The sequence below is a fragment of the candidate division TA06 bacterium genome, from assembly GCA_016208585.1.
GTDB lineage: Bacteria > Edwardsbacteria > AC1 > AC1 > EtOH8 > UBA5202.
The window spans coordinates 1-16,954 of sequence record JACQXR010000128.1; the positions used below are offsets into that span (position 1 = coordinate 1).

At 52.6% G+C, this 16,954-nt stretch carries 12 protein-coding genes; 2 read left to right on the top strand and 10 right to left on the bottom strand.

The genetic code is table 11. The features are described 5' to 3' along the window. On the top strand, positions 1-1,272 hold a 1,272-nt coding region (locus HY768_09610), incomplete at its 5' end, for a helix-turn-helix domain-containing protein (GenBank protein MBI4727453.1). Between the two features lie 14 nt (positions 1,273-1,286). Here HY768_09610 and HY768_09615 read toward each other — a convergent pair. After that, complete coding sequence (locus tag HY768_09615; protein MBI4727454.1) at positions 1,287-1,496, bottom strand: GIY-YIG nuclease family protein; 210 nt, start codon at positions 1,494-1,496, stop codon at positions 1,287-1,289. A 294-nt stretch (positions 1,497-1,790) separates the two neighbouring features. After that, on the bottom strand, positions 1,791-3,911 hold the full coding sequence (locus HY768_09620; GenBank protein MBI4727455.1) for a TonB family protein: 2,121 nt from the start codon (positions 3,909-3,911) through the stop codon (positions 1,791-1,793). A 145-nt stretch (positions 3,912-4,056) separates the two neighbouring features. On the opposite strand from HY768_09620, the gene HY768_09625 reads away from it, so the two are divergent. Beyond that, positions 4,057-5,094, top strand: coding sequence for a membrane dipeptidase (locus tag HY768_09625; GenBank protein ID MBI4727456.1), 1,038 nt, complete (start codon positions 4,057-4,059; stop codon positions 5,092-5,094). Positions 5,095-5,124: 30 nt separating this feature from the next. On the opposite strand, the gene HY768_09630 is transcribed toward HY768_09625, so the two are convergent. From HY768_09630 to HY768_09665, 8 genes are all read right to left on the bottom strand, one after another. After that, the gene (locus HY768_09630) at positions 5,125-6,909 is read right to left on the bottom strand and encodes a tetratricopeptide repeat protein (protein ID MBI4727457.1); all 1,785 of its coding nucleotides are present in this window, start codon (positions 6,907-6,909) and stop codon (positions 5,125-5,127) included. Positions 6,910-7,298: 389 nt separating this feature from the next. Continuing rightward, complete coding sequence (locus HY768_09635; GenBank protein MBI4727458.1) at positions 7,299-10,181, bottom strand: pyruvate, phosphate dikinase; 2,883 nt, start codon at positions 10,179-10,181, stop codon at positions 7,299-7,301. Between the two features lie 231 nt (positions 10,182-10,412). Beyond that, positions 10,413-11,126 carry a hypothetical protein gene (locus HY768_09640; GenBank protein MBI4727459.1) on the bottom strand — a complete coding sequence of 238 codons (714 nt, stop codon included), beginning with the start codon at positions 11,124-11,126 and terminating at the stop codon, positions 10,413-10,415. 37 nt (positions 11,127-11,163) lie between these two features. Further along, positions 11,164-12,969, bottom strand: coding sequence for an aspartate--tRNA ligase (gene aspS, locus HY768_09645; protein ID MBI4727460.1), 1,806 nt, complete (start codon positions 12,967-12,969; stop codon positions 11,164-11,166). Positions 12,970-13,105: 136 nt separating this feature from the next. After that, entirely contained in the window at positions 13,106-13,312 is a 207-nt protein-coding gene (locus HY768_09650) for a hypothetical protein (GenBank protein ID MBI4727461.1), read from the bottom strand. Between the two features lie 1,016 nt (positions 13,313-14,328). Further along, positions 14,329-15,132 carry an ABC-2 family transporter protein gene (locus HY768_09655; protein MBI4727462.1) on the bottom strand — a complete coding sequence of 268 codons (804 nt, stop codon included), beginning with the start codon at positions 15,130-15,132 and terminating at the stop codon, positions 14,329-14,331. After that, positions 15,129-16,133, bottom strand: coding sequence for an ATP-binding cassette domain-containing protein (locus HY768_09660; protein MBI4727463.1), 1,005 nt, complete (start codon positions 16,131-16,133; stop codon positions 15,129-15,131). Before HY768_09660 ends, HY768_09655 begins: the two co-directional genes overlap by 4 nt. Before the next feature lie 260 nt (positions 16,134-16,393). Further along, positions 16,394-16,789: a GNAT family N-acetyltransferase gene (locus HY768_09665; GenBank protein ID MBI4727464.1), complete on the bottom strand. Its 396-nt coding sequence runs from the start codon at positions 16,787-16,789 to the stop codon at positions 16,394-16,396. Between the last annotated feature and the right edge of the window lie 165 nt (positions 16,790-16,954).

Below are 16,954 nucleotides of genomic sequence, written 5' to 3' on the forward strand. Positions count from 1 at the left end.
ATTACTAAAGAGGGAGAAATCGATCTTCGTAAAAGCTGTATAGAGTTGATCGAGCAAGGTGTCAAAGTAACTGAAATAGCACGGGAACTTAACAGATCACGGGAGTGGGTCTATAAATGGGAAGCTCGCTGGAGGACCGGTGATCCCGAATGGTATTTAAATGAGACCAAGGAACCGCACAATAAACCGAACAAAATTGATAACGGCCTGGAGCAAACAATAGTCGAAAGCCGTAAGAAGCTGAAGCGGCGCGACACACCTGAAACCCAATATTCATTTTGTGGAGCCATTGCCATTCACCAAGACCTTGATGGATCGGGAATAGAAAACAAGCCGAGCCTCTCAACCATCAATCGGGTTTTGAAAAGAAACGATTTGGTGAAAACGGAAGAATCCCAAGTCGCAGGGCAGCCCAAATTGGGGAAACACTATCCTGGCTTGAAGGTTCGGCATCCCGGGCATATCCAGCAATTAGATTTGGTAACCCCGCTGTATATCAGCGGCTATGGCAAGGTTATTTCGGTTAATCGCATCGATGTCTTCACCTCGCTGGCTAATTTAAACCAGTATCAGGCCAAAGGGGCCGACAACATAATCAATTTCCTCATCAGCGACTGGAAAGAGTTCGGCATACCGATCTACTTGCAATTGGATAATGAAGGGGCTTTTCGCGGCAGCCTTTACCATCCCCGAACCTTCGGAAAATTGATGCGCTTCTGCCTTAACTTTGGCGTTGAGATAATCTTCATCCCCTTTAACGAACCCTGGCGCAATCCGTATATTGAAAGCTTCAACAGCCGGTTCAACGATATGCTCTGGCTCAGGCAAACCTTTACGGATTTACATCATATGCGTAACGAAGCCCGCAAGTTTCGGGACAAGCATAACAACTACCAGCAGTACCGGCACGACACTTTTTTCAATAAGTCTTCGTTGTGTGGCTACACCACCAGTTATCTGCCAACCGGTTTTATGCTTGACCTCGATACACTGTTACCCATCACAAGGGGGCGTATCCATTTTATCCGTTTGATTGACGAAAAGGGCTATATTACTATTTTGAACGAGCCGATATATGTAGGCCTGTCGCTGACCTTTGAGTATGTGTGGACTGTTATCAATACCGGTAATCAGACATTAAAGATATTCCATCAACCATCTGATAAGTTACCCAAAGTGCTTGTTAAAACTCTCAATTATAGTTTACGAGAGCCGGTAAAGAACAGAATCCCAATTACTGCTTTTTTAAAAAAAGTGTCAACGATGTCCTGACACACTTAGTGCCACTAAAGACTGTCAACGATGTCCTGACACCTGCCATTTAATAGTACCACACGTATTTGTTCGTTTTTCTTTGTAGATGCTTTCAGACACCTATAGACGTTACTATTATTTGAAGCCTTTTTAGAAATGTGACGATATAATCTGGTAGCAAAATTCATTTTTGCCCCTTTTGTTTTACCTACGTATAGTACATTTTTATTTTTTTGTTTTATTGAAAAAAATAGAAGGCGACGTTATTCCGGTTCTGCTTTCGCCCCGCTTCCTCCTGCGTTCGCCACCAGCGAATTGCGGCGGATAAATCGGCGGACCAGCGCTATAGCCACCGCCGTTGGGCGGGGCAAACGGGGCTGGCTGGGTAAACTGGGTTTTTCAGGAAGAACTAATTAGCGTATTTCGCGTATTTCGGTGGGAAAAAGAGATTATACCACATGTAATATATAGATTGCAACTCAGTATAAGTAGCCTCTAAAGGTGGCGTAGTAGGATGAATTGCCCCTGCGCTAATATCACCGGAACGAATACGGTATGGTAAAAGACCGCTCGGCCGGCTGGCCGTTGACCGTCCCCGGTTTGAAATTGGACTTCTTGGCCGCTTCCATGGCCGCCTCATCACAGCCGCCGCCGATGCCGCGCAGCACCTCGGCGCTCTTTACTTTGCCGTCGGCTCCGACGATCACCTTAACAAACACCCGGCCGGTGATTCCGGCTTTCCTGGCCAGGTCGGGATACTCGGCCTTGCCGATGTTAGTGGGTTCGGGATCGGTGGGCGGAATCTCGGCTACCGGCTCGGGCGCGGCTGCGACCGGGGCCGGAGTGGCCGCCGGGGTAGGAGTTTCGGCTACCAAGATGTCCTGGGGGTTGACCGGCTTGGGGGCCGGGGCCGGCTTGACCGGAACAGGTTTGGGAGCGGCCGGAGCCGGTTTGTTGGTGACCGGGGTTGAGGCGGGAGTTTCCGGCTCGGGAGTAGTCACGGGAGCAGGAGTTTCCGGAGCCGGCGGGGTAACGGCCGCCACCTGGGCGCCGCGCCGTTCGGCCGACGGAATCCACCATTCGTCCAAAGAGGCCAGCGGCCCGCGGGCATCGCTTTGGGCTCCCTTTACCCCCTTGTAAACCATGGCCACCGCATTGGGCACGAACAGGTAAGTGGCGGGCTGTTCCTGGGCCACCACCTGCTGGAATTTGACCCAGATATCCTTGGCCTTGCGCCGGCTTAATGTGCCCAGACCCTGGTCGATCAGGCTGTCCACCTGGGGATTGGAGTATTCCAAAAGGTTGAATATTCCCTTGTTTTCGACCTTACTGTGCCACACCGCCGTAGGATCGACCTTCAGATCGTTTTTCCAGGAAAACATCATCACATCGTAGGCCCCGGTGCGAATCCGCTGAATGAAGGTTCTGGCATCCGCCACCTGGACGTTGACTTTTACTCCCGCCATTTTCATCTGTTTTTGGATGATGGCGGCCGAGGCTTCCAGCACCGGCTGGCCCTGGGCTAAAAGCAGATTTATCTGCAGTGCCTGGCGGGGGTTCTTGGCCAGAAAGCCATCCCTGTTCAGGGACTTCCACCCCAGGTCTGAAAGGGCGCTTTTGACAATCTCGGGATCGTAGGGCATCGGTTTGAGGTTCTCGTCGTAAGCCCAGGAGCTGGGCAGGATGGGGCCGGCCGCCGCCTGGCCCTTGCCCAGCAGCACGCTTTGGATTATTTCAGAGGGATCGATGGCCATGGCAAAAGCCTTGCGCAGTTGGGCCGAGGCGAACAGCGGGCTTTTAAGATTCCAGCCCAGATAGGCATATGATCTTCCGGGATAGTCGATGGCGACCAGATTGGGATCTCCCTGAAGTTTCAGGATGCTTTGGGGCGAGAGGTCCTCGGTCATGTCCACTTCTCCATTCTGCAGGGCTGCGGCCAGCGAGGCCTCGTCGCCGAAGAAACGGATCACTATCTGTTCCAGGGCCGGCTGGCCCTTGTAAAAGCCGGGGTTGGCGGTCAGCACCAAGCGGTCGCCCCGGATCCACTGTTCCACCTGGTAGGGCCCGTCGGTCACCGGGCTGGCGTCAAACTCTCCGGAAGCCAGGCTGGCCTGCTTTTCCAAAGCGTGCTTGGGCAATACGATGATGCCAGTGTCAAACAGCTCGTCGGAGTATAGCCGGTTGAACTTGAAGCGCACGGCGTAGGCGTTGATCACTTCCACGGTTTCCACGAACTGCAGATACCCGGCCCGGGAATAGTTGACCTGGGGGTCGGTCATCAGGTCGAAGGTATATTTGACGTCTTCGGCCGTCACCGGCTGCCCGTCGCTCCACTTGACGTCCTGGCGCAGATGATAGGTGACCTCCCGAAAATCCTCGGAGAACTTCCAGCTTTCGGCCAGCTCCGGCACTATGTTCATCGATTTATCAAAGCGATGCAGGCTCAGGAAAAGTTTTTCCTGGATATCGCTGGGCGCGGTAAACGACAGCAGCAGCGGGTTCAGCGAGGCCGGCTCGTTGAGCGAGCCGATGGTCAGCATGCCCCCGGCCTCGCCCAGGGGGTATTTTTCCCGTTTGGAGCAACCTGCGATCACTATCGCCAGGGCCGCTGCCATCACCAGAAAAAACCTGGCGCCGAAATGAGAAAACCGTTTCATGTTAGTGCTCCTCATAGTTTTAAAAGATATCCTCAACTTTGGCTTTTTGCCAAAATTGAATAACACTTAACATTATAACAAGTTAAGGCTTTTGTCAAGTAAAATTTACTTGCGAAGTCCGTAAATTTTGTAGTATAGTTATGCCATGAGGTTTTCTGCTTTCATATTTTTATTCCTGATCATTCTCAACACCACTGCAAAGGCCGACACCATGCCAAAAACAGACGCCGCCTATCTTGCCGCCGACCTCCACTGCGATGCCGCCATGAAGATCGTCAAGGGAAAGACTTTGACCGATAACTCCAGCCAAGTGACCATCGGCAAACTGAAGAAAGGCCGAGTTGGCCTGCAGGTCTTCGCCTGCTGGGTTCCTCCCTCTTACCGCCGCCAGAAGGCCATTGACTACACCTTGAAGATGATATCTATGACCAAATCCCAAATATCAAGCCACTCATCCCAATTGATGCTGGTGACCGATAAAGTTTCCTGGCAAAAATGCTTGAAGGAGAAGAAGACCGGGGTATTGCTGGGCATCGAAGGCGGGCACGCCCTGGGCGAGGAGACCGGCAATTTGAAGCTGTTTTATAAAGAAGGCGTCAGGATATTAACCCTGACCTGGAACAACTCCAACAAATTTGCCACTGCGGGGTTCAGCGCCGGCAAGACCAAAAAGGATTTAGGGCTTACAGCTGAAGGCATAAAGCTGGTGAAACTGGCCGACTCGCTGGGGGTGATGATCGACCTTTCCCATTCGTCAGAGAAGACATTCTGGGATGTGCTTAAATTAGCTAAAAAGCCGCCCCTAGCCTCCCATTCCTGCGCCAGGGCCTTGAACAAGAAATTCCAGTTTAGGAACCTGAGCGACAAGCAGATAAAGGCTTTGGCCCAGGCCGGGGGACTTATCGGCGTTAATTTTTGTCCCGCCTTTTTGGGGGAAAAGCGAAAACCGGTTGACATCAATTCGGTGGCCGACCAGTTTGACTACATGAAGAAGTTGGCCGGGGTTGATTGTTTGGCCTTGGGCTCGGATTTCGACGGGATCGAAGAAGTGCCCAAGGGATTGGAAGGCCCGGACAAGATACCGGACCTTCTGAAGGTGTTAGAGAAACAGGGGTTTGGTAAAGATGAGATAAGCAAGATAGCGCTGGATAACTTTATTAGATATATGGGATGGAGAAACTAAAGTTCCTTCAATATTGAAGGAACTTTAGTTTTATTGTATTTCTTTAATTTTATTTTTTATTTTTTCAACCATTTCAATATCTTGTGACAAATCTATATACTTATTCCACATCCGAATAGCTTGCTGGGAATCTCCGTACATTTTATAGGCAAAACCCAGCAACAAATAACAATGTGCAATGTTGTTGTTTTTATCAGCGAACCTCGATAAATATTTTATAGCAGAATCAGGATGGTTTTCGAATAAATATACTTGGCCTAAAGAATAAGGATCAATAATTGTACCGGCTGTGTCAAATTGTTGTGCCTTTTTAAAAAAATACAACGCCATCGAATTATTGCGTTCCACAAAATATATATTTGCCATATTGTTATAGGCGAAAGCAAAGGATGGATTCAGTTCGATAACCTTATTGTAATATACTAAACTACTGTCTTTTGCGCCCATAACATTATATAAATATGCCAACCTAAAATATGCCGTAATATCGTTGGGTGAACAATTTATGACCTTATGGTATTGCCCTATGGCATCTTGGTATTTTAATAAACGTTCATAATGCCCGGCCAAATTCAACCGCGGGAAAACGGCTTTCGGAGAGGCGTCGATCGTCTTGACGGTTATTTTATAATCGTTTTCCCAGTCAAAATTCCGCACATAAGTTCTGACCGCGATCAAAGCCAATAAGATTGCGCCAATGCAAATTGCAAGTTTGCCCCTTTCCCTTATGAACGGCAATTGCTCCATTGACTGGATTGTAAAAAGGCACAAACCTGCCGATGGGATATAAAGAAAACGCTCTGCCGCCGTTACCCCGCCTACCGAGCCGGGCCAAAGCACCGGAATAAGGGCCAGCCCGGCGAAGGCAAGGCCCGTCAAGTTTTTCTTCTTCCGGGAGAGCATGGTTACGACGGTGGCAAATGCGACAATTACTGCCGTTGTTTTTAGAAACAAAGACAGGCCATTGTTAACATCAAAAACAGGGTAAGCATTCAGTTTTAGCGGCAGATAAAACGACTTCAGGTAAAACGCCGCCGAGGCCATCATTAAACATATTTTTTGCGGCCAGGAAAGAAACTCGCTGTTTCTGGACACCAACAGCGTCCCCATGGCATGATACCTTGCCCCCAAATATATGGCCACGGCAACGGCAAAACCCAAGTATCGCCGCCAGCGTAGATTCCCATTCGGGCCAAAGTTTTTCCCCATCATATAATCGCAACCGATAACCGCCAACGGAAGAGAGATCGCCATTTCTTTAGACAACAACGCCAACATGAAAAATAACGGCGAGATGGCGTAATGAATTATGTTTTTTTGTGACAGTAGATACATGGATATGGACGCAAAATAAAACAAACCGCAAAGCAGATCAGTCCTGCCCCATATTGGCGCCACAGCTTCGGTATGTATGGGATGAATGGCAAAAAGCAAAGACGCATAAAATGCCGCCTGGCCATTTTTACATACTCTGTCCAAAATCAAAAATAACAATAATGTTGCAATGAGATGATACAGAATATTTGAGAAATGGTACCCGCGGGGACGGAGTCCCCAAAGCGAATAATCTATAAGATACGATACCGTAACTGCCGGACGGTAATAACCCAGCTTTTCATCCGTCCCACCACCGCTGGGCCAAAAATCCGAAGAGAATATATGCGGTATATTCCCGGTCCCTCTGATTCTTTCATCCTTTTCTATCAAAGGAAAATCATCCCAGGTAAAACCGTTGCGCAGGGTGTTTGAATAGGGGAGCAAAACGCCTATCAGAAGGAGAATAAATAAATATTTTTTGGAAATGTTTTTTATCATTTTTCTGTTTTCATATTAGTATTTTAAAGCATCATGGACTTTACTTGGACTCTCTCGCGAGCAGAAACAGCTTCCAGGGATAGCCACTGCGCGGCGCACAGATCCGGATTTACGCAGATGTTTTGGTTATTTACCGGCAAAAAATCGCCCTTCAGCAGCATTCCGGTTGGTCAAAATCAAAACTTCCTAAATACGTATAACCATCACTATGCGAATAATAACCCATTTTGCTTATGCTGTCAACTATTTTGCCGGACTTTGATAATTTTTATTTTGGGGCAAGAAATATGAAAAGCCCCGGTTTCGACGAAGATTGTTAAGCAGCGCCAAAATAAAAGAGCCCCATTTTGCAAAATAATGGGGCTCTTTTATGATATCTCCTTTTCCGGTTATTTCTTCCCTTTTTTCTTGGCGTAGGTTGATTTCTTCACAACCTTCTTGACTGCCTTTTTCGGAACCGCCTTCTTGGCCGGCTTTGCTTTCCGCTTCCCATTTCCCGATTCCATATTTTCGTTGCTTGTCCGACGTAGCCTTGGTGAAGTCGGATTTGCCTTCGAGGCGTTCATCTCCTTAATCGCCGCCTGGGCCGCCGTCAGCCTGGCGATGGGCACCCGGAACGGCGAACAGGAGACGTAGTTCATTCCGGCCCGGTGGCAGAACTCAACAGAAGAGGGTTCCCCGCCGTGCTCCCCGCAGATGCCCACCTTCAGGTGCGGCCTGATTGCCCGGCCCCGCTTGATCCCTATCTCTATCAGCTCGCCCACGCCTTCCTGGTCCAGCAGCTGGAAGGGGTCGGCCGGCAGGATCTTCTTCTTCACGTAGTCCGGCACGAAGCCGCCGATGTCGTCGCGCGAGAAACCGAAGGTCATCTGGGTCAGGTCGTTGGTGCCATAGGAAAAGAACTCGGCGGTCTCGGCGATCTTCCCTGCGATCAGCGCGGCCCGGGGGATCTCGATCATAGTGCCGTACATGTAATCTATCTTTTTAACGCCGTACTTGGAGCAGACCTCGGCGTATATTTTGTCAACGATGGCCTTCTGGTCCACCAGCTCGTTCTTTAAGCCCACCACCGGGACCATGATCTCCGACATGATCTTCTTGCCTTCCTTGATCAGCTCCACGGTGGACTCCAGGATGGCCCGGACCTGCATCCCGGTGATCTCAGGGTAAGTGACGCCCAAGCGGACCCCGCGGTGCCCCATCATGGGATTGGATTCGTGCAGGGCATCGGCCCGGTTATCGAGCTCCTCGGCGGTGATGCCCAGGGCCTGGGCCAGCTTGGCCCGCTCGTCCTGGCGGGTGGGCACAAATTCGTGCAGCGGCGGATCCAGCAATCTGATGGTCACCGGCAGTCCGTCCATCACTTCCAACGTGGCCTTGATGTCTTTCTTGACGAAGGGGTAGAGTTCGTTGAGCGCGGCCCAGCGTTCTTCCGCATTCTTGGAGACTATCATCTTGCGCAGACAAAACAGCGGCTCCTCGGAGTTCTTGCCGTAGAACATGTGCTCGGTGCGGAACAGCCCGATGCCCTCGGCCCCGAACCCCCGGGCATTGGCGGCATCCTCCGGGGTGTCGGCATTGGCGCGGACCTTGAGCCGGCGGAAGGAGTCAACGTATTTCATGAATTCCACGAAGCGCGGGTTCTCGGTGGCGTCCATCATGGCCAGCTGGCCGGCGTAGATATAGCCCCTGGTGCCGTTGAGAGTAATAAGATCGCCTTCGCGAAAGACCTGGTCGCCCGCCTTCATGGTCTTGGTCTGGGCGTCGATATGCAGGGAGCTGCTGCCCACGATGCAGCACTTGCCCCAGCCCCGGGCCACCAAAGCCGCATGAGAGGTCATGCCGCCGCGGGCGGTCAGGATCCCGGCCGCGGCCCGCATCCCTTCCACGTCTTCGGGGTTGGTCTCCTCGCGCACCAATATCACCTTCTTGCCCTGCTTCAGCCACTCCACTGCGTCACCGGCGGTGAACACGATTTGTCCAAAGGCTCCGCCCGGCCCGGCCGGCAGACCCTTGGCCAGCGCCGGGGCGGACTTCTCGGCCGCCGGGTCCACGATGGGATGCAGCAGTTCGTCTAACTGGGCCGGGGTAACCCTCATCACCGCTTCGGCCCTGGTGATCAGTTTTTCGTCCATCATGTCCATGGCCATATTCAAAGCCGCGGTTCCGGTGCGCTTGCCCACCCGGCACTGCAGCATCCACAGCCGGCCGTCCTGGATGGTGAATTCTATGTCCTGCATGTCGCGGTAATGTTTTTCCAGCCGGCTGCGGATGGCGTCCAGCTCCCTATAAACCGCCGGCATGGCGGTCTCCAGCGAGACCATCTGTTTGTTCTGCTCGTTCTTGGTGGATTCGTTTAAGGGGCTGGGAGTGCGGATCCCGGCCACCACGTCCTCGCCCTGGGCGTTGACTAACCATTCTCCGTAGAAATGGTTGTCGCCGTTGGCCGGGTTGCGGGAGAAGGCCACGCCGGTGGCTGAAGTCTGGCCCATGTTGCCGAAGACCATGGCTTGGACGTTGACCGCCGTCCCCCACTCGTCGGGGATGTTTTCGATCCGGCGGTATGAAATGGCCCGCTTGCCGTTCCATGATGAGAATACCGCGCCGATCCCGCCCCACAGCTGATCTGTGGCGTTATCGGGAAATTCTTTGCCGATAACCTCTTTGACTTTGGCCTTGAATCTGTCGCACAGGTCTTTCAGGTCGGCTTCGGGGATGTCGGCGTCTGTCTTGTATCCTTTTTGCTTTTTGACCTCGCCCAGCATCTCGTCCAGCTGCCTGCGGATGCCCTGGCCCTCGGCCGGCTCGATCCCGGCGGCCTTCTCCATCACCACGTCGGAGTACATCATGATCAGGCGGCGGTAGGCGTCGTAGACGAACCGGCCATTGCCGGTCTTTTTGATCATGCCGGGAATAGTTTCCGAGCACAGGCCGACGTTGAGCACGGTCTCCATCATGCCGGGCATGGAGCTGCGGGCCCCGGAGCGCACCGAAAGAAGCAGGGGATCGTTGGTATCGCCGAACTTCATGCCCATCACTTTTTCCGCCCTGGCCAGGGCGTCGTTGACCTGCTTATCAAGTTCCTTGGGATATTTCTTGTTGTTCTTATAGAAGACGGTGCACATTTCGGTGGTGATGGTGAAACCGGCCGGCACCGGGATGCCCAGGCGGCACATCTCGGCCAGGTTGGCGCCTTTGCCGCCTAAAAGATTTTTGTCCTGGGCTCCGCCTTCGGCGGCCTGGCCCCCGAAGAAATACACGAACTTAGGCATGGCATCTTTCTCCTTTGGTAATATATGAAGATTTAAGTGATCTCAGCCGGATCGTTATCCTGAAAAACGACAAACTGTAATTGTAGCACAGATAAGACCGATTTTCAAGATAAGAGTTATTGACCTGAAGCTAAAAGGGAAAAGCCCCGCAGTTTAATTTATCTGCAAGGCCTTGCGGTTATTGGCTTAACTATCGATAGAACTGACTTCGTTTGTCATCTGATGACAGGACTACCCCCGTTTGGCCTGCCTGGGCTCCTGGGCGTTTTTCGGGGCCTCCGCCCTTGGGCTGCGGTCTAACAGCCCCATTTTATCAAGAAAATCTTTTTTGTTCTGTAAAACCACCCTGGCTTTTTTAACGAACCTACCCATCCATTCGTTCAGGACCTTTAATGCCAGCTGTTGCTCTTGGTCGGCGGCCCGGATCTCTTTTTCGGAGTTCTCCTGTTTCCGGACCAGTTTTTCCAGTTCCGCCACTTTGGCCCGTTCCGAGGCCAGCAGCAGCCTGGGGTATCCCAAATCGGCCAGGAGGGCCATAAGTTCCGGGTCCTTCAACGGGGCGTCGAACAGAACTGAGGCCGCGCTCAAGAAACCGGCCGTGCTCCGGGGAGGCTGGGCCGGGATCCCCAGGATCTGCAGCTGCTCTTTGTCCTCTGGCCATATCTTCCGGAAGATTTGAGCCAGCGACTGGTAGGCTTCTTGTGCGTTTCTGGTGACCTTGGCGGACGAAGCCTCCCGGTCACCATTGTCTTGGACCAGCGCGGTGTGTCTCCTGACCGCCAGCAGGGCATCCTGGTAAAGCTTTTGTCCTTCAGCGATCCTGGCTGCATTATAGCCGTTTTCCGTCAGCCTTTTCAGGATGTCGACGTTGGCCAGCGCGTTGGTTAAGGCCTTCTCGGCCGCTTCAAGCTGCAGGGAAATAGGTAGGCTGGGTTTGGCAAGCACTGGTGATCCTAATATTGATTGTATTAATCCCGATAGGTTACAGGTCCAGTTTAAGTTTCAGTTCCTTCAACTGCCGCTCGTCCACTTCTGATGGACTTCCCTCCATCAGGCCGCTGCCCGAGGCGGTCTTGGGAAAGGCGATCGCGTCGCGGATGTTGTCGGCGCCGCAAAGCAACATGATCCAGCGATCCAGGCCCGGAGCAACCCCGCCGTGCGGCGGTGCCCCGTATTCAAAGGCTTCCAGCAGGAAGCCAAACCGTTTCCTGGCTTCTTCATTGGAAATCCCTACCGCCTTCATTACCCGCTCCTGGATGTCGCGGCGGTGGATGCGGATGGAACCAGACGCCATCTCGTAACCGTTGGCCACCAGGTCGTAAAGCTGGCCCAGCACCCGGCCCGGATCCGATTCCAGGTATTGTAGATGTTCTTCCTTGGGCATGGTAAAAATGTGATGTTCGGGTTCCCAGCCCTGGGTTTCGGGGTTGTAATGGAACATCGGGAAATCGTTGACCCAGGCGAAAGCAAATTTGTTTTTGGGAATGATGTCCATCCTTTTTGCGCACTCCGCCCTTAACGCCCCCAGGGCGGCGGCCACCACCGAAGGCTGGTCGGCCACGAATAACATTAGATCGCCATCCTTGGCGGACATGGTTTGCATCAGCTCTTCGCCTAATTCCCCGGCAAAGAATTTGGCGCTCGGCCCTTCAAGCGAAGACGGTAGTTGGTTCCCGAGCGGTGTCGCGGGAACTTTGGCCCAGGCCAGTCCCTTGGCCCCGTATATTTTTGTGAACTCGGTCAGGCCGTCGATCTCCTTGCGGGACCACTTGCCCCCGCCCGGCACGCAGATGCCCTTCACCTGCCCTTTGTTCTCCAGGGCTTGTTTGAAGACCGGGAAATTGGATTTCACGGCCACCGGCGCGGCATCGCACAGCTCCAGGCCGAAGCGCATATCGGGCTTGTCCGAGCCGAACCGCCGCATGGACTCGACGTAGGAAAGCCTGGGAAACGGCGTCGCTACTTCAATTCCGGCCGCTTCCCTGAAGGTTTCTTTGATCATGCCTTCTATCAGAACATATATCCCTTCTTCGGTGGCGCAGGCCATCTCAATATCTATCTGGGTAAATTCCGGCTGGCGGTCGGCCCGCAGGTCTTCATCGCGCAAGCAACGGGCGATCTGGAAATACTTGTCGAAGCCGGCCACCATCAGGATCTGCTTATAGAGCTGGGGCGACTGCGGCAGGGCGTAGAATTTTCCCGGCTGGACCCGGCACGGCACCAGGTAATCTCGGGCGCCTTCGGGAGCGCTGCGGGTCAGCAAGGGAGTCTCTATCTCCAGGAATCCCTCCCGCGAAAGATAATTTCTGACCGCCAGTACGAATTTATGCCGCAGGATAATATTTTTGGCCAGCGCCGGCCGGCGCAGGTCCAGATAGCGGAATTTCAGGCGCAGGTCCTCGGAGGCCGTGGTCTGGTCCTCTATCACAAAAGGCGGAACGGCCGAGCTGTTCAATACTTTGACCTCGCTGGCCAGCACTTCGATCTCTCCGGTAACCATATCGACGTTGGCCTGCCCCTGGGGCCGGGCCCGCACCAAGCCTTTGACCGCGATCAGGTATTCTGATTTCAGCTCTCTGGCGGTCTCGGTCAGTCCGGCGTTTTGGGCCGGATCAAACACTACCTGGGTGATGCCATAGCGGTCCCGCAGGTTGATGAAGATCAGCCCGCCGTGGTTGCGGCTGCGGTGGACCCATCCGCAGAGAGTGGTTTCCTTCCCGATTTGTGGGGAGCGAAGCTCCCCGCAGGTGTGGCTGCGTTGCCAGGCACCGAGGGTTTGTAATTGCATAGGAGTCTCTATTTGTTGTTTATAACCCATGGCATTAATGCCTGGGTTATAAATATGAAGTTAGTTTTCACTCGCCTTGTCCCATATCTCGTCGGCCCTACGCAGGTGTATGTGCATTGCCTGCCTTCGCATAGCGTCACCACTCGGCCCTGATCCTGCGCTGAAATGCCAGACCGTCCAGCCGCCGGTGTTTCCACAGGCCCCTGGCCTTGTCCAAAACATGCCAATCGATTTTACTGCTCTGCCGTCCGGGAACCAGGCTGGAAACGGGTATCTTGATGTTTATCCAGCCCTTTTTGATTATTACATGCGCGTGTTCGGCCGTTTGTCGAGTAGAACTCATAGCCACCTCCTTACGGAAGACACTATAAATCCTCTCACAGAACCGTGCTTGCGGTTTTCCCGCACACGGCTCTTCAGGAAAAGGGGACGACGGTTTTGTTGACATCTGGTCTCCACCTCTAAGGGCGGCAGATGTGTCCCCGCCATCCAACCGCATTCAGCGGTCTTTCCTGTCAGCCCCTTCACTCCGCAGGCATTACCCTGTTTCTTCGCTACTATGAGCTGATCCGACTCCCAATGCACCATTTGCAATTCCTCGCCCTTTTCAGGCTTGTCATTGCATACCCTTTCGGGAATGCATTGGGCCTCCCAAGTTCCTATACACTCCTTTTGATACCGTGCCACGGTCTCAGACCCCGTCGGATTCTTGCATCCTCGCTTAACGGTTGCAAGACTATTGCCTGCGGCCAAATGAACACCATCGGCTACCGACACGATGAACATTTCGGGGCTCAATCCCTTCACTTGCGTTGCGGCCCGGTATCCCATCCCCCTGGCTTCACGATGGCAGGTTACCCCACCAGGTGCAGGGTTCAGTTCTGAGGCGGTTGCTAACCTTTGCTCAGGTCGGATTTCCTGTCTGCCGACCTGTCCGCAGTAGTCTTGACGTAAGCGGAAGCCTCGGCGCAGGCAGGCCTGTCCGCCGTAGTCTTGACGCAGGCGGATCACCGACTGGTTTGTATAAGCTTTTCTCGGCGCACTCATTATTGGTCTCCTGCTTGTAATTTTGTATTCTATACTCAGCGTCATAAATCGCAACATCACACGTCATTCCCGCACATTCACTGCGTTCAGTGTAAACTCCAGCGGGAATCCAGAAAAATGCTGGATTCCGGGTCAAGCCCGGAATGACAAGCTGCATAAGACTTATGTCGCTGTGTATATATTCTGCCTTTTGCCTTTTGCATTCTGCCTTCTGCCTTCTGCCTTTTGTATTCTGCATTCTGCATTCTTGCCCTGAGCGGCCCGGCTGAGCCTGCCGAAGCCTTTGCCGAAGGGTTGCAATTTGCATTCATGTCACCCCCCCTGTGTCTCCAGTCTCCTGATCCCGTAGTGCCACAGTAGCTGCCCGGCGGCGTAGATGATGATGATCCACATCAGCTGCAGCAGCACCCCCTGGTGGACGCGGGACAGCGGCTCCATTCCCAGATAGATGCGGAGCGGAGCGTAAGCAATGTACTTGAATGGCAGCCAGAACAAAACATTCTGCACCCAGCCCGGGAAAAAAGTTATGGGAATCATCACCCCGGAAAAGACTTCCACTAAAAGCTGCTTGAAGCGGAACACCCCTTCGTTGTTGCGGGTGAAGAAGGCCACCAGCCCAGTTAGGTAGCTGATGCCGGCGTGCAGGAAAAAACTTAAGATCACGCTCAAGGGAAAAAGATAGGGACCCAGCTTGCCCGAAGGCAGTTGGACTGGAAAGAGAAAAGAAGCCGCCACGATGATGGGCAGGGTCATGAAGACAAACATGAACATGGCCCGGCCCAAGGAGCGGAAATAGTGATAAAGCTGAAAATTGGTGGGCTTTAAAAGGTCCATGGCGATGGAGCCGTCCTTGACCGCGTCGCCGATCATGCGGTCTATCCGATTGGCAAAAAAGGTCCGGGCCGACCAGCCGATCACCACGTAGGTCATCATCTGCTCCATGGTGAACCCGGCTATCACCTGCCGCCCGGAATATACCGCCTTCCACAAAAAGTAGTTGAGGGCGATGATCAGCAGATAGGACACGAAACTGGCCAGCACCTGGAAGCGGTAGGCCAGGTAGGTGATGTAGCCCAGCCTCATGAACTGCCAGTATTTGGCGAACCTCTTGATCATTGGACCTTCCGCCCCTCGTAGACCTTGCGCACGATCTCCTCGATCGGCGGCTCCTCCAGCCCGATGTCCCTGACGTCCAGATTGGACAGCAGCAGATGCATCAGCTGGGCGGCGTTGACCTGGCTGCGGTTGAAGCTGATCTCCCAGTGATAGGGGTCGGCGGACTGCAGGTCCAGCGGATAATCCTTAAGCAGATCGGCCAGCCCCGAAAGTTTTACCGGAAAGATGGTCTCCAGCAGCAGCCTCCGGCTGGCGTCCACCCCGTCCTTGAGGGCCTTCAACTCCCCGTCGTAGATTATTTTGCCGGCGTCGATCATCAGCACCCGGCTGCACAGTTCTTCGATGTCGGACAGGTCGTGGGTGGTCAGGATGACGGTGGTGCCGTACTCCCGGTTGATCTCCTTGATGAATTCCCGGATGCTGGCCTTGACCGCCACGTCCAGCCCGATGGTAGGCTCGTCCAGAAAGACTATCTTGGGGTTATGGAGCAGCGAGGCCGCCAGGTCGCAGCGCATCCGCTGGCCCAAAGAAAGCTTGCGCACCGGAACATCAAGCAGTTCCTTCAGGTCCAGCACCTGATTGAACTTTTCTATCCGGGTCAGATAATCGGCTCTGGGTATCTCGTATATCTTCTGCAAAAGGTTGAATGACTCTATCACCGCAATATCCCACCACAACTGGGTGCGCTGGCCGAAGACCACGCCGATTTGGCGGACATGCTGATAGCGCTGCTTATAGGGAATAAGCCCCTGCACCCGCACCTGGCCCGAGGTGGGCACCAGGATCCCGGTCAGCACCTTGATGGTGGTGGATTTACCGGCGCCGTTGGGCCCTATGTAGCCCACGATCTCGCCGGAATCAATGGAAAAGTCAACTTGGTTCACGGCGTGAACGGTCTCGTATTTCCTGGCCCAAAGGTCTTTGAAAGCGCCAACCAGACCGGGTCTCCGGCGATAGCGCTTGAAGTCTTTTACCAGGTTATTTACTTCTATTATCGGCATAATGACAATTTTAAGGCAGGCTATATCCGGCAAATAAATTCTTTAGATATTTGGGTTTAGAGCTTGCATAAATTGAGTATTTTATATGAGATTTATTGCATTTTATTTAACTTTATATTTTATCACAAGTCCTAAATCCTGTCAATGCAATAAATTAAGCTGATTAAAATTTATGTAAAAAATAAAGAACGAAGTAAAAACTTCGTTCTTTTAACAGTCACTGTTATAAAATATGAACTCTTTTATTTCATCCGCCTCGATCATAGATCCCTTTTAGTGGCCATGAATTCATTATATTCGCCGGTTATTTCAAAACCCAGCTTTCGATAACACCTGATGGCCCCGGTATTGTCGGCCTTGACATTGAGGCCTATGATGTTAACCATCTTCAGAAGATTCCGGCACAATGCCGCGGTGACCTTTGTTCCCAGCCCTTTACCTCTGAACTCCGGCTTGGTGGCGATGTTTCCCAGCGCCGCCACCTTGTAGGCCGGCGAATAGACATGGATGCCAGCAATACTTACCAGCCTCCCCTTATCCCGGATGCCGAAATACTGCCCGGTTTCCAGCATCCTGATATCGAACCAGTTCCCGGGATAGCTGGAGGAATAAAAATTCAGTATTTCCTGTTTGTCCAAGATATCTAACCGGACTATCCCGGATGCATCGGCTACTTCAAGCCTAGCGCAAGTTTCCTAGTTATTTGTAAAAACAATTCACAACTGCTTGTTATTCAAGGTGTTTTAAAAAACAAAATGTATTATACAACTGATAGTTGATATTTTTCCAAATCAAAAAGAGCACACAGTTTCTGTTGTGTG

What these genes read in the sequence shown, in the direction of transcription:
- aspS (MBI4727460.1), bottom strand. Translation starts at nt 12,969, where the DNA reads ATGCAATTACAAACCCTCGGTGCCTGGCAACGCAGCCACACCTGCGGG.
- HY768_09660 (MBI4727463.1), bottom strand. Translation starts at nt 16,133, where the DNA reads ATGCCGATAATAGAAGTAAATAACCTGGTAAAAGACTTCAAGCGCTAT.
- HY768_09650 (MBI4727461.1), bottom strand. Translation starts at nt 13,312, where the DNA reads ATGAGTTCTACTCGACAAACGGCCGAACACGCGCATGTAATAATCAAA.
- HY768_09655 (MBI4727462.1), bottom strand. Translation starts at nt 15,132, where the DNA reads ATGATCAAGAGGTTCGCCAAATACTGGCAGTTCATGAGGCTGGGCTAC.
- HY768_09635 (MBI4727458.1), bottom strand. Translation starts at nt 10,181, where the DNA reads ATGCCTAAGTTCGTGTATTTCTTCGGGGGCCAGGCCGCCGAAGGCGGA.
- HY768_09630 (MBI4727457.1), bottom strand. Translation starts at nt 6,909, where the DNA reads ATGATAAAAAACATTTCCAAAAAATATTTATTTATTCTCCTTCTGATA.
- HY768_09625 (MBI4727456.1), top strand. Translation starts at nt 4,057, where the DNA reads ATGAGGTTTTCTGCTTTCATATTTTTATTCCTGATCATTCTCAACACC.
- HY768_09620 (MBI4727455.1), bottom strand. Translation starts at nt 3,911, where the DNA reads ATGAAACGGTTTTCTCATTTCGGCGCCAGGTTTTTTCTGGTGATGGCA.